This is a genomic window from Petroclostridium xylanilyticum (assembly GCF_002252565.1).
Classification (GTDB): domain Bacteria; phylum Bacillota; class Clostridia; order SK-Y3; family SK-Y3; genus Petroclostridium; species Petroclostridium xylanilyticum.
The window spans coordinates 120,582-133,895 of the sequence record NZ_NPML01000027.1; the positions used below are offsets into that span (position 1 = coordinate 120,582).

Annotated in this window: 12 protein-coding genes; 9 read left to right on the plus strand and 3 right to left on the minus strand. The window is 43.9% G+C overall.

Annotation, left to right across the window (positions count from 1 at the left end; genetic code table 11):
- Positions 1-15: 15 nt before the first annotated feature.
- The 9 genes from CIB29_RS16395 (at position 16) to CIB29_RS16430 (ending at position 9,852) form a co-directional block, all read left to right on the plus strand.
- On the plus strand, positions 16-633 hold the full coding sequence (locus CIB29_RS16395) for a hypothetical protein (RefSeq protein WP_094551503.1): 618 nt from the start codon (positions 16-18) through the stop codon (positions 631-633).
- Positions 634-673: 40 nt separating this feature from the next.
- Positions 674-1,237 (plus strand): hypothetical protein, encoded by a 564-nt coding sequence (locus tag CIB29_RS16400; protein WP_094551505.1) that lies wholly within the window; start codon positions 674-676, stop codon positions 1,235-1,237.
- Between the two features lie 53 nt (positions 1,238-1,290).
- Positions 1,291-1,461 carry a hypothetical protein gene (locus tag CIB29_RS18695; RefSeq protein ID WP_157910341.1) on the plus strand — a complete coding sequence of 57 codons (171 nt, stop codon included), beginning with the start codon at positions 1,291-1,293 and terminating at the stop codon, positions 1,459-1,461.
- Between the two features lie 180 nt (positions 1,462-1,641).
- On the plus strand, positions 1,642-2,628 hold the full coding sequence (locus CIB29_RS16405) for a zinc ribbon domain-containing protein (RefSeq protein ID WP_094551507.1): 987 nt from the start codon (positions 1,642-1,644) through the stop codon (positions 2,626-2,628).
- A 5-nt stretch (positions 2,629-2,633) separates the two neighbouring features.
- On the plus strand, positions 2,634-5,525 hold the full coding sequence (locus CIB29_RS16410; protein WP_094551509.1) for a hypothetical protein: 2,892 nt from the start codon (positions 2,634-2,636) through the stop codon (positions 5,523-5,525).
- 13 nt (positions 5,526-5,538) lie between these two features.
- Positions 5,539-6,399 (plus strand): hypothetical protein, encoded by an 861-nt coding sequence (locus tag CIB29_RS16415; RefSeq protein WP_094551511.1) that lies wholly within the window; start codon positions 5,539-5,541, stop codon positions 6,397-6,399.
- A gap of 242 nt (positions 6,400-6,641) precedes the next feature.
- Positions 6,642-7,466: a radical SAM protein gene (locus CIB29_RS16420; RefSeq protein WP_242965296.1), complete on the plus strand. Its 825-nt coding sequence runs from the start codon at positions 6,642-6,644 to the stop codon at positions 7,464-7,466.
- 9 nt (positions 7,467-7,475) lie between these two features.
- A complete protein-coding gene (locus tag CIB29_RS16425) occupies positions 7,476-8,909 on the plus strand; it encodes an AAA family ATPase (protein ID WP_094551515.1) in 1,434 nt (477 codons plus the stop codon).
- 1 nt (position 8,910) lies between these two features.
- Positions 8,911-9,852, plus strand: coding sequence for a hypothetical protein (locus CIB29_RS16430; RefSeq protein WP_094551517.1), 942 nt, complete (start codon positions 8,911-8,913; stop codon positions 9,850-9,852).
- A 179-nt stretch (positions 9,853-10,031) separates the two neighbouring features.
- On the opposite strand, the gene CIB29_RS16435 is transcribed toward CIB29_RS16430, so the two are convergent.
- The 3 genes from CIB29_RS16435 to CIB29_RS16445 all read right to left on the minus strand — a co-directional run.
- Positions 10,032-11,237 carry a site-specific integrase gene (locus CIB29_RS16435; RefSeq protein ID WP_094551519.1) on the minus strand — a complete coding sequence of 402 codons (1,206 nt, stop codon included), beginning with the start codon at positions 11,235-11,237 and terminating at the stop codon, positions 10,032-10,034.
- A 137-nt stretch (positions 11,238-11,374) separates the two neighbouring features.
- A complete protein-coding gene (locus CIB29_RS16440) occupies positions 11,375-11,836 on the minus strand; it encodes a helix-turn-helix domain-containing protein (RefSeq protein ID WP_094551521.1) in 462 nt (153 codons plus the stop codon).
- Between the two features lie 353 nt (positions 11,837-12,189).
- Positions 12,190-13,314 (minus strand): IS110 family RNA-guided transposase (locus CIB29_RS16445; RefSeq protein WP_094551529.1); only part of this gene is annotated, 1,125 nt, incomplete at its 5' end.

The following is a 13,314-nucleotide window of genomic DNA, read 5'->3' on the forward strand; positions in this document are numbered from 1 at the left end:
AGGAGAGTGGGTTAATTGCCGGTTAAAAGTATAGGAGTTGGTTATTCAGAAAAAATCAATGCCCCGGAATTTAAAAAATATATAAAAAACACAAACAAATGGTCTTTTATCTTCGCATTAATAATTGCGGCGACAGCTATTGTCGGTTTTTTCATCTATGGGGAGATAAGTACGGAGATGGATAATCCGCAAGCCTTATTTATAGGCCTTGGGATAGGCGGTATGTTTATTGCTATTGCGATATTTCAAATTATCGGCAGAAAAGGAAGCAAAACGTGGGACGGTGAAGTGGTTGACAAGAAGGCGGAAAAGAAAAGGCGAAAACGCCCTGTTACCTCTTATATAGATGAAGACGGCGGAAGGCATGAAGATTACGTCTGGGAAGAATATATTTTGTATGCTGTCTTTATCCGTGACGAGAATGGTAAAATTCACACAATAAGAACCGAAGATGACGATACAGTTTATAACTATTACAGAATTGGAGACAGGGTTCGACATCATGGTGGGCTGAATTCGTATGAAAAATACGACAAATCGAATGACAGCATCATATTTTGCAACGCTTGCGCTACTCTTTGCGATATCAATGATGATATATGCTACCGTTGCAAATGCCCCCTTTTAAAATAGGCGCTTATATTTAACCTCGATAAAAAAAGAAGGTAAAGAAATGGATGGAGAAAAGAATAAGCAATTACTAATCCAATGGCGTGCAAGTATGCCTATCTTTAAAAATACTGTTATTTTAAAGCAACTGGCTTTGGCGATAGGGCTTCCCTTTGGCCTCTTGAGTATGTTCTTCGTAATTATGTCTTCAAAAAGTCAGGGGGCTTTATATGGTTTGGTTATGATTGGCATTTTGTTATTTTTAACCTGGCTTTTTATTATTATTGTCTATCAGGGGAAATACGAAGTTGAGTTCAGGCTTGACAAACAAGGAGTTCTTTGCCGTACCCAGACCGGACAGATGAAAAAGAACCGTGTTATTAATCTGCTGACAGTTGTTTTAGGCTTGCTGTCAGGCAAACCAGCCGCGGCGGGCGCCGGCATACTGGCCCAGTCCAGAAAGGAGGTCTTTATCAGGTGGAACCGCATCAAAAAAGTAGAATACAATCTTCAAAACCGCACGATCCTGCTGCGGGGCGGATTTGGGGAAAATGTTGCTTTGTTCTGTCCGGAGGAGAGCTATTTGCAGATAGAGCGGGCGGTTAGAGAAAAGACCAGACAAATATAAAGCGGCAAACAGGAAAGATTGTTTGTTTTGTCTGGGAAAAAGGAGGTTTTCCTATGAAGCGCAGTCCTTTTGCCCGCATCCTGCTTTCCCTGCTGGGAGTGATCTTACTTTTGTATAATACCGGCGCGCCTTTGCTTGGTTTAATCGGAGAACGGGACACGGCCCTCATCACAAGCATAAGATGCCAGGGAGGGGAGCGGAATGAAGCGGTAAGGGGAAGGTAAACATATTCTATCGGATATGTTTTCACTCTCCCGGACGGAAGGGAAGTATCCGGCACTTCAACTTTTATCGGAAATGCAATTTATGTAAAAGCTGCGGGATATTCATTATTATTGTCGTCAATAAAAAACGGAGAGAAAGCCCAAGCAAATAATTGCTGTTGAAGAGAAGGGGGTTAAAGTATGCAAAAAAAGTATTGCATCCAATGCGGCGCCTTACTGGAAGCAGGAGAAAGCTTTTGCGCTTCCTGCAAGGCGGATTTGGAACAAGAGGGAATGAATTCAGGTACATCAAAAGCCCCGGCTGCAGCACCAAAGAAATCAGGATGGGTGGTCGACCGGTTGGTGGGCAGCAACAGCGCGGCAGCGGCAATGCCAGGTGAAATGGCTTTTATCCAGCCCCTGTCTGGCATGGGCGGCCTGATTCCAGGAGCGGAGCTAGGGCCGTTTAAATGCCTGTTGAGCGGCGTGTGGGGAATTATCAAGGGCACGAGAACCGTATTCAGAGAAAAAAAACGACTGGCTTTGGTTGGGGTGATTTCTTGCGTTTGGCTGGTTCTTTTGATTTTACCGGCCCTGGGAGTTAATTCTTCAGCTTTAAACTGGCTGAACTTTCTTACGTTTGCTCAGGGAGGCGCCGGGGGTGGGGTGCCTGGTCTGGTCGGAGGTCTTATAGGCAAAGGTTTTCTGGCTTATTTTTTTACAGTCTTACTGCTTCCCGTTTTTAATAGAGAAAAGCCTTTAGATGGTATAGGGAGCGGCTTTAAAAGACTAATCGGTTCTTTGGCCGTAAAGGACAAATCAACTCTCCCGCCGTTGTTTGGGGGAGCTGGGATAGCTCTCGTCTGCTACAATTTCCTGACGGTCGATAACTCATTGCAAAACAGTATGGCAGGTATTGCAGCTTGTTTTCTGGCTTTAAGGGCTTTAGCAAGTAAGGCCGGGTTTTTAAGGAGGTTTCTCTTTTCCCTCTTTATTAAGCCCGGCAAAGGGCGAATGCCTGATACTTCAGCTATTACCCGGTTTATGGCCGGTTGGGCCGCAGGGTTTGCCCTGGGCATACCGCTTTCTCTAACCGGAATTAGCAGAATCGGCTATTTGGCGGGCCTTGTTTTAATTATTGCCGCTGCTGCCCTGAAACTTGTGTCCGGCAGAGCAAAGGAGGTGTAGGCGGGATGATGAAAAAGATTTTGGCGGCTGCCGCTCTGGCCTTATTGTTTGTGTTGAACTTATCTCCAGTTGTTCTTGGGGAGGAACTGCAGGACATTTATGAAGCTTACGGTCTAAAAAAGGGCGATGACGAACTTTTTGGCCTGTTTTACCGCAACCCGCCGGAAGTGATTGCTTTACGGCCCTTCAAAGTGAGATGGTATGATATCGAAATGCCTATCAATGTTGGGACCCTTGTCCTAGAGAAAGGCAAGGATGCTAAATTCAGTTTTGCGGTAAAAGGTGAAAAGACTGAGGGGAGTACTAAGGTGACTGTAGAAATTGTATCCGATATTACCTTTCGTTATGCCCAGAATGAGGATCCAAGGATACTATTTGAACTAGACCATAATACCCATCTGAAAAGCTATACGGATGGCAAACTGATAAGGGACGAAACATCCAACAAAACAGGCAACGCTGGGGGATGGGGAGGACAGGACGAGGGAGTCCTCAATATTGGTATGTTTTTACCAAAGAACAGCGGCGCCGGGAATTTGGGCGTAGTGTTATTCAGAGTGGAAGGCGTCCAGGTCAAAAAAGGCGGTCTGGGCATCCTGGAAATAGATACCCAGGCCAGTACTACTGCAGGAGAAACTGAACAGGCGCTGCCTGCGGCCATTGTGCTTGGGGTGGCCGGCGCTGCTGCGGCAGCAGTCGGTGCGGCAGCAGCCGGTGGGTCCGGCGGAGCTGCGGGAGCGTCCGGGGGGAGCAGTGGTGATGGGCCCGAGGATGATGAAGGCGGCGGCAGCTATAAGATGGTCATATATAAGGATTTTGGCGACAGCATCAGAACCGGAGCGGATGCGGTGTTTATCCAGGCCCGCATGGTGGAAATCAATGCCCAGGGAGCGGAGATAGAAAGACCTGACCTAACTCAAAAAATAGAGATTTTCTCCCCGGACAATGTGCTGCAGGTGGGGATTCCGTCTTTTACCGGGACTGCCGTGCAGACTTCGCTCAAAGCCATGCATCCGTCGCCGCAGACAGCCAAGGTCAGTTTCCGCTTTGCCGGCGAGGGCGGAGTGTTTCAAAACAATGTAGAATTCAAGATTATCGGGGAAAGCAAGATCAAGCTGGCTTCAAGCATATTTCCCATCCTGGCCGCGTCTGCGGAGAGCTTTGAGCTGGAATACGAGCTGGTGGATTTTCTCATGAAGCCGGAAGTTTCGCTTCAATACAATAAGGCCGTCGGCCTTTTCGAGCTGGAGCTTGGCAAAAACAAGCTCGGCAAGGATGTAATTGTAGCCAGGCCGACGGAAAAGGCCGGAAAAATGAGTTTCCAGCGGTTTATTCACCGCTATGCGTGTGAAATCACAGCCAAAAATGATAAGGAAACGGCCAAAGAAAAATTTGAGCTGCACCTGTGCTATGAGGGAATAGGGACAGCCTTTGACCAGGTGAAGAACAACACCACTCCGGATGAAATAATCCTGGAATGCTTTGCCGATAGTGAAAAAGAAAAGCGGGAAGAAAAGGCATACCGATTGCCCCTGGCTGTGATGCGCTGGAATAATGCCGCGAAGAGGCTGGAACCCGATACCGCCGCGGCAGAAAAACTGAAACTGGAATTTACCGCCGACACCAAATCCAAAAATCTGCCTGCGGCAGAAGCGGTAAGAGCGGTGGAGGAAGCGGAGATTGCCGCCAAGCTGGAGACGGGGCCCAGTCCGGTGAAGATAGACCATGAAAAGAAGCCGGCGCTTTATATGCTTTTCCCGGAGAAATGCGCGGTGGCCCAGGCTCCGGAAATAGAAATCATTATAACTGTCTCCATGGAGGATGCGGAGTTTGAGGAATTAATCCTAAAAGGCAGGCTGAAGCCCCAGAATGATTACAAGGCCATGATCGAGTGGTTTATCAACTATGGCAAGGGTACCTTTGTCCATGATTATATCAAAATAGGCGATGTGAGCATTTACCACGGGGCGCTGGACTTTATTGAGAACCGGGTCTATTCCGCCAGCACCTGTCCCTATACCCCAAAATCAAAAGAAAACCATTACGAGGACGGGAAGATGGATGTATCTCGTCCCAACTATATATATCTGCAGGATGCCTCTATGCCCCATAAAATTGGAGAATTCAAGCAAATCCAATCCCTGCACCATGAACTGTGCCATGCCATTGAACACCAGCATGGCGATACCGGAAGCAGTGAAAACTCAGAAAGACACTCTTACTTCATCCAACATCTCACTGATGTGGTCAAGGCACTGGCAGACATGGAGCGGGGCATGGAGGACGCTGCTTCGGCCGCCGAGAATGCCATCATGGCCTTTTATGAAGTGTTCAATGATACGCATAATGCAGAACCCCAGACTTTTGATTGGTTTGGCGTTACCTATCTGACCCAGCATAAAATATTTGAGCGTTATGCCGATTTTGATGTATACTGCAGAACTAACATACCCGAGGAGAGAAAGCAGGAAATTGCGCGTGTATTTAGAACCCGGTATTTTCCAGGTAATCTGAAGGGCAAGAGAAACTATGGAGCCAGTTTCAAAGAAAAGTCGGGTGCTTTCCAGAATGCGGTCTGGAACATCAAATGCAGCACCACATACATAGGGCTGGTTAAAGGCGTTTCAGTTGAGCACCCAGATTATAAATTCAGAGTTAGAAAGGTACCCCAATGGGTTCCCGGAACGTTGAAAATTGTAGCAATGTATGATGTAGAAAACATAGCCACCGGAAAGACGGACACTTTGATGGTGGAGCTGGACGGCGGCAGCTTTGATCCAAGCGATTACCGTTACCCCGTGGTTGACAAATTCACTGTAACCTGGAGGGCTACGGATAAAATCAGCGACTGCATAATGGGTCAGCCCAAATCAGTATCGGAAGCTGTAAAGATATAAGGAGGGATGAAAATTGTTACATTCAAATCCGGAAGTGGGATTGCCGAGAATCCCAACGTTTCAACCCGAGGCCCGGAGGGTGGAACCGCCCAAAGGGAAAACACGGACCGCCGGCGGGGCAATTTCTTTTGAACATTCCTGGGAGCTGGTATTGTTTCTCGTGGGGAAAGGCATAAGAAATTTGCCCAGAATTGTCAAGTCCGTCCTTTTGCCTCTGGCGGCAGTAACCATAATTAATATTATCCTGGAAAGCATTCCTACCTATTCCGTCCAGGGTGCGGCCAAAATTTTGCTCTTTTTCTTCGTTTTTATCACTGCTTCCTACAACTCTATAATTCCCAGGACGATTTTTTGGGTGGTGATTTTTACTGCCGGCAAGACGCTGTTCAGACGGATGAGAACTGAGGGTTTTTGGAAAGTATTGGCGGATTTTGGGGCTCTCCCCAGCGGCTTGCTGGAAGCCAGAAGGAGCCTGGGGAGGCTGAGCGGCTACATTCTCCTGGTTTCCGGAGGATTGGGCTTTATTGCGGCCAATTTTCTGACGCGGAACAACCGTTTGGACAAGGCCCTGGTAACTTATGTAATTGCCATTACTCTCATCAATGCCCTCTCCAAAGGGAAGCAGGGCATACTGTTTACTGCCCTGAAGCTGTTTTATAAAGATTTGGCGGGTTTTATGAAAAGGAGCGGAATATTGACGGACAGCCAGGCCTTTATTGCTGTTTCCGGTTTCACCCTGGGACTGCTGGCAAACAGTATTTTCGGGATAGTAAAGCTTGACTATGGCGGTTATCTTCTCGGATCCGTCCTGTTCACAGCAGGAATGCTGCTGATATTGCTTGGAAGAAAGAGAGATGATGAAAAATTAAGCTGAAAACCATAACCGATCCAAAATTTCGCTTTGCCTGTAGCTTTGACCTGGATTCCGGCTTTTACTGCAGGACGGGGATAATCGACCGGGAAGGCAGGGATACTGGGGTTGACCCCTTCCGGGCGTCTTTTCCTCACTTGCTGGATATAGGCATTATGGGGCACTGTTTGCACGGGGAGAAAGGTTTGTGTCTGCAAGCGGGAGTCCAGTGCTACCAAAATGGCCTTGGCAAAAGCGAGCCCAATATGAGTTGGAAGGATTATAAATGGATAATAGACCAATGCAGGGGAAGGCTGTTTCAGGTTGCTTTGGGGGGCAGGGGAGACCCCGAACTGCACGAATCTTTTGAGAAAATCTTAAGCTACACCCGGGAGAATGATATTGTGCCGAACCTGACAACATCAGGATTCGGCCTTGCCAAAAACCATGCGGCGCTGATGAAAGAATATTGCGGGGCGGTGGCTGTCAGCTGGTATCGTTCCCCTTACACCTTGAAGGCGATAGAACTGTTGTTGTCATATGGCATCAAAACTAACATCCACTATGTCCTGGGCAACAACACCATAGACGAAGCGCTTGATCTGCTGCGCGGCGACAAATTTCCTCAAGGAATCAACCGGATTATATTTTTGCTGCATAAACCTGTGGGAATGGGAAGGAAAGACAATATCCTCAGCCCGTTTGATCCCAAGGTGAAGGAGCTATTCGGCTTGTTTAACCGGGAGGAATATATAAACAAGGTAGGTTTTGACAGCTGCTGCGTTCCCGGGGTTATAAATTTCAGCCCTAATATTCACTTAAACTCGATTGATACCTGTGAGGGAGCCAGGTACAGCACCTATATCAGTCCAAATATGATTATGACGCCCTGCAGCTTCGATCAGGAATACCGGTGGGGGCAGAGCCTGAAAGAATATTCTATAGAAGAAGTATGGGAGAGCAAATCTTTTGAAAGTTTCCGGAGCATTTTGAAGATGAGCTGTCCTGATTGCGAGAAAAAAGCCCATTGCCTGGGGGGATGTCCCATCAAAAACGAGATTGTATTGTGTACGAAAAAATATAGGAGGTGAAAAGCCCAAATGAAAATAAGGAGCGATTTTGTTACTAATTCCAGCAGTACCAGCTTTGGTGCGGCATCAGTAACCGGTTTTGTGACAGCGGTAATATCTGCCCTGGGGATCAGCTCAGCAATGGCTGCTTCGGAGGCCGCAGCCGGGATGCCTGAAGACAGCGGTGGGAGAGATTCCGGGGGCCCTGACCGTGATTTTGATCCTGAAAGCTTTGTCAGGTCGGACGTAGATTATGAAAAAAAATTAGCTAAGCTGGACCGGGAAATCGCCGAGTATGAAAAAGAATGGCAGGAAGTAAAAGGAACTTACGAGGGCGATGATTATGTACAGGCGGAGAAAGAATACAAGGAATATATCGAATATTTGAAGAACAAAAAAGCGGAAGCGGAAAGCATTGAATTTGAAAAACAGGTGGAGAAAATGGTTAAGGAAGCGGAGGAGGAGTACAAGGCAGAGTGGATTGAGCAAAGAAAAGAAGACCTGAAAAACGTCAGGGAGCAGATTGAATTTATCGAAGCGTCCATAAGAGGTTACGGAAGAGCCGGGTATGACATTGCCGAAGCCCAAAGGCAACTGGAAATGTACAAGAGCTGGGAAAAGGACCTGGACAATACCCTGAAAAAGGAAGGTGTAGAGTATAATTACAAAGCAAAAGAAAGGGAAGATATCGGGCCGAGCGAATCGGTGGCCGAGCTGATTCAAAAGGTCGATGAGAAGTATAACAAGATACTCGAAGATTTGAAGAAAGAGAAGATAGACAGGCAGAAAAAAGCTATAATCGAAAGGAACATAGAAGCCTGGAGAGAGGAAAGCCGGGAATATCTGAAATACGCCAACACCGCCGGCAAATACCTGAAAGCCGCAGAAATGATCCAGACCGCGGCGGATGTCGGTGTAGACGCTTTGGAAAAAGTGACCGGTCCGACAGGGAAAGCCATAAAAAAAGCATATGTAGCGACAAAAGGAGTGGCCGGCGGCTTGGGGGAAGCCTGGGCGGATCCGGAAAATGCCACGAGCCATATTGTCAAAGGTGCTGTAAAAGGAGCGGGAGACCTGGCTAAAGAGTTTACCGAGAACCAAAATATTAAAGATGGAATCGGTTTTGTCTCTGAAATAAGCCAAGGATTCATTACTTCATATCAAAAAGGCGAGGATTTAAGCAAGGGCTTTAAGGACGGTTTTATAAAAGCCAGTATTGATGCAGGGGTTGATAGAACTGTAAACAAATTCCTGCCTAATACAAGCCGGGATATAGATTTTGGTGAGTATTCTCCCAAGGAGATATTTAAGGGTATAGCAGGCGGAAATCCGACTATTAAAGAGTTTTTCAAGGACAGCATTAAGGATTCCATCAAGAATAACACCATAAACCAGGTAAAAAACTTGCCAAAGGGCGAAGGTTTTGTCTTTGGCGACTGGAAAATTGAAATGCAGGAGGGTTAATATGTCTTTAGAACTTAAATTGCAATTAAAAGATTTAAGCTGGCTGGGCCAGGCTTTTGCAAACAAGAGTTTTATATCTCCGTTGGGTGAAAGCAAGCTGTCAGAGTTTACAGCGGAAGATAAACAGAGATTACAAGAACTTGAAATTATCAAAGCGGACAATACCATTGAAGCCCAATATTATCCAATGATGGAGATATTAGCTTATGCTGACGGCTTTATTGACATAACCTTCAGGAGAGGTCCTGTTCGGGCAAGAAAGCAGATTATTTGCAGGGGGGAACAAAAAGTCTCGGCTGTGTACCAAGGGGACGAAGCTGTTTTTACAATACCTCCCAATCCTAAAGCTATGGTTAAATTTATTGGCGAGTATATGGGTAGAAGTTCTTTGTCCGGTTCGGATCTGGATATTGAATTAACGGCTGGAGAGGCATTATGCTTTGCAGTTATCGCTGATCTTTACAGGAAAGCGGTATTTTCAGCCTATGCCCAAGAAGAGGTTTTTGTCTATACCGGGTTTTCCCTCAAAGACCTTTGGGAAGGAGCCAATAATGTAAGAGAAAACTCGCAAAGTTTAGCTTTTCATGTCATTTTACTCAATTCAGGAGTTCCAAAATATACCATGGAACAAGTGGAGCAAACTTTAACCAGCCTGATTAATAAAGGATTGGTGCAACAAGATAACGATGTTTACCGGCCTGTCGGAGAAGCTCTGCTTTTTTCTGGGAATTTCCTTGTATTTGAAAATATTATTGAAGTAGTTGTCGGCCAGGTATATGGAAACAATCTGTACAGGTCTGGTTTTATGCTGCTTCAAGCAGGACCTTTGGATGTTTTGTATTTGGAAAAAAGCAGGGACAACATCTTGATGGAATGTTTGTCGCCTTTAAAGGCAGAAGAGTTGATGGCTGCAGTTTCGGATTCCAAACCAAATATTATATAAAGTTATAAGGTGCATGGCGAATAGGTTATATTTTGTCTTTTGACGTTTACGAGAATTTATCTTTTCCATACCATCAGGGCATACAGAATGTGTTTGTAAAATAGTGAGGAATGACAAGGGTTTCAAGGATTTATAAAATAAAAAGAGGGTGGTTTTTCCACCCTCTTTCCACCCTAATTTTATTGTGGGTGGCAAATTTTTTCGAATATATCAACCGTATTCTTTGACATTTTTTCTGTTGCGTGCGTGTAGGTGTCCATTGTAGTTGCAAGCCTGGAATGACCAAGCCTTTTCTGAACATCCTTCATGTTTGCACCATTTTCAATTAGCAGGGTGGCATGAGTATGCCGCAAAGCATGGAAGTTGAATTGAATCATCAATTCATAATTTATTACCCTGCTGCAATATTTAATGCTTTCAGGTGTTACCAAACCGCCGCTTTCATTAGTGCAGATAAAATGAACTTGGGTATCAGTAGTTTTATAATCCTTTGTTCCGTCAACAGAATAAATTCTGTCATTCTTATCAACATAATAAAAATTATAGAATTGACCACACTTCAAGCGGTTTTCAGCTTGCCATTTCTTATGCTTCTTTAAAATGTCAACCAATGTATCACCAATAGGTATTTTACGAACAGATGAAGTGGTTTTGGTTGTTCCAAAATACCATTGCTTTCCTTTTTTAAGCAAGATTCTGTTTATATCAACAACCTTGTTTTCCAAGTCAATATCATCCCAAGTCAAAGCACAACATTCACCAACCCTTGTTCCAGTATGGTAGGCAATTTGTAATGGAATATAGAAAGAACTTCCCTGGGGGAATCTTTCAATGATTCTTTTGAATTCATCCTGGGTGATAACCCTTCTGTCAGTTTCAGCTTTCATATTTTCATTCTTTGGCAGCTTCACATATTGCATTGGGTTTTCCCTGATGAATTTATAAGGGAAAACAGCTGCTTTGAATGAACCTGAAAGAACAGAAACGATATTAACCATGTAATGCTTTGTAAAACCCATAGTAGATTTTTCATTTACAAATTGCTGAAGTACAGCAGGGGTAACAGATTTTAATTTATATGAACCAAGGGCTGGTTTAATGTGGTTCTCAATGATTCTTTTATAACCATCAATGGTATTATATTTACAGTTCATTTCAACATAGTTCTTCAGCCAATAATCCATATAATCAGCAACAGAAATTTCACTTGGTTCAAATAACAGACCAGCATTTTCATATTCCTGAAGTGCTTTCCTTAAAGCTGCTTCAGCTTCCTTCTTGGTTTTACCGCCTTTCCTTTCAATCTTTTTTCTTTTACCATCAACTTTGCCTAAATCAAAATAGTAATACCAGTTGTTACCACGTTTTCTTACTCCACCTTGCATAAGTAAAAACCACCTTTCTTTAAATTGTTCCAAAGGTGATTAAATGCTATAATTATTTTGGGTTATTGCATTTATCCCTTTGGGTAAATGTATCCTTCAATTTCCCTTGGTGCTGCAACACCAGGGGTTATTTTTTTTTATGCCTTTTCTGATTTTTTGAAGATTTCAAAGGCAATTGATTTTTTAATGGTATTGCAAAAAACTTCAAATTCATCTTCTGAAAAAGTAATGCTTACACCATCTTTACTTAAAGTAATATTAAAGGATTCAGCACCTTCTTCATGACCAACTGTTTTTTCAATACGAACAAGGTATTTGATTGATTCCAAATATTTAATAAAACAGGATAATTCTTCTGTTTGGTCAGCAAGGAAAGTATTTTCTTCTTCCCTTTCCATTGGTACATCATAACCCATCAACCAACCTTCACTTACCCCCAAAGCCTTTGCAAGATGAAATATTGCTTTTTGCTTTGGCTGTCTATCACCATTTTCATATTTTCTAATACTGATTTCTGAAATGGATGATAGCTTTGACAATTCCTTTTGTGTTAATCCCTTTTCTTTTCTCAATGATTTTATTCTTTCACCTATATTCATTCACATCACCTCAATAACAGTGTAGCATATTCATATTAAAACTAAAAGATACAAAAAGATTTATTTTTATATTGACAGTAACTTTTGTATCTGATAAGATAATAACAGATACAAAAGTTACTGTCAAGTGAATTTGTATCGAAAATTGAACTTTTTTTAAGTTTAGTTCAAGAAATTGAAAGACCAGCTAATTAAAGTCAAGAGTTTTTAAGAAAAATTTTGAGAAATTTTTTTAGACTCCTGACGTTAATCAAAGGCATGACAACAAGACCACCTAAGTGAAGTAGACATAAAATAGCTGGTCTGAAATAATAAGTTGCTCTTTGAAAACTGAACATCAAGTACAAGTACTATTAAGCTGCTGTATGCTTTGCTGCAAGATTCTTCGCATGCTCTTGGGGGCTACGTAGCTGATAAGGCTTTCTATCCCTCAGAACAGCAAAAATATAATTAACAAGCTTACGCATAACAGCTCCCAAAGCTACTTTTTTAGGTTTGCTCCGGCACTTCTGTTGATAAAACTCCAGTAACACAGGGTTGCAAGCTGTCTTATCCCTCTTGGTACGGATATTGGCAAGAGCAATTGTAAAAAGCACCCTGCGAAGCAGCCTTGAACCCCTCTTAGACATCTTGTTACGTGTACCGGTAAACTCTCCGGACTGCATGACAGAGGGGTCAATGCCGAAATAAGCAACCAGCTTGCCCGGCTTTTTAAAGGCCGAAAAGTCGCCAATCTCCGCAAGAATGGTGGCAGCAGACAGAAGGCCTATGCCGGGAATGCTCTGCAAGAGTTCAAGCGTCAATGCAAGTACAGGCATGTCCTTTGCCAGGTCCTCATCAATCAGCTTATGGATGGCTTTAAGGACTTTCTCCAGGTTTTCCTCCAGGGTTCTGATCATGGAGATGTACACACCGAGCATGGCAATATTTGAGGAATTGTGAATGCTCAAAGGTTCAAAATCTCTGGCCTTGGAGACCAAAAGCTCATACTTTTCAGTTGCCCATTTAAGGCTTTTGTGGGACTTTTCCTGAATCATTGAAATCAGCTTGTTCCTGTCAGCCTTAAGAATATGGGCAGGCGTAGGATACTCCTCCAGGACTGCAAGAGCAGCCTTTGAAAAGATGTTGGGGAATACATCCTTAAAGTTTAGCATGAGTTGGTCAACAATACCCGTAAACCTGTTTTTGTAGGCAGTAAGCTCGTCAGAGAGCTTGTAGTACTGGCGGCAAAGGCTCCTTAAGCATTCAATATCCTCATCGAGGATATTAGTAGTTTTAAGCTCCTGAAATCTGTAGAGCAATGCAATTTTCCGGGCATCCACTTTATCATTTTTCACTTTTCTAATTCCAATATTTTTGATAGAATCAGTCTGGATGGGGTTTGTTACTGAAACCTCAAATCCAGCTTTACAAAGTGAATGGAAAAGGATTTTGTGATAGTGCCCGGTGGATTCCATGACGACGAAAGGCCTTGAATC

What these genes read in the sequence shown, in the direction of transcription:
- CIB29_RS16400 (WP_094551505.1), top strand. Translation starts at nt 674, where the DNA reads ATGGATGGAGAAAAGAATAAGCAATTACTAATCCAATGGCGTGCAAGT.
- CIB29_RS18695 (WP_157910341.1), top strand. Translation starts at nt 1,291, where the DNA reads ATGAAGCGCAGTCCTTTTGCCCGCATCCTGCTTTCCCTGCTGGGAGTG.
- CIB29_RS16405 (WP_094551507.1), top strand. Translation starts at nt 1,642, where the DNA reads ATGCAAAAAAAGTATTGCATCCAATGCGGCGCCTTACTGGAAGCAGGA.
- CIB29_RS16410 (WP_094551509.1), top strand. Translation starts at nt 2,634, where the DNA reads ATGATGAAAAAGATTTTGGCGGCTGCCGCTCTGGCCTTATTGTTTGTG.
- CIB29_RS16420 (WP_242965296.1), top strand. Translation starts at nt 6,642, where the DNA reads ATGAGTTGGAAGGATTATAAATGGATAATAGACCAATGCAGGGGAAGG.
- CIB29_RS16425 (WP_094551515.1), top strand. Translation starts at nt 7,476, where the DNA reads ATGAAAATAAGGAGCGATTTTGTTACTAATTCCAGCAGTACCAGCTTT.
- CIB29_RS16430 (WP_094551517.1), top strand. Translation starts at nt 8,911, where the DNA reads ATGTCTTTAGAACTTAAATTGCAATTAAAAGATTTAAGCTGGCTGGGC.
- CIB29_RS16435 (WP_094551519.1), bottom strand. Translation starts at nt 11,237, where the DNA reads ATGCAAGGTGGAGTAAGAAAACGTGGTAACAACTGGTATTACTATTTT.
- CIB29_RS16440 (WP_094551521.1), bottom strand. Translation starts at nt 11,836, where the DNA reads ATGAATATAGGTGAAAGAATAAAATCATTGAGAAAAGAAAAGGGATTA.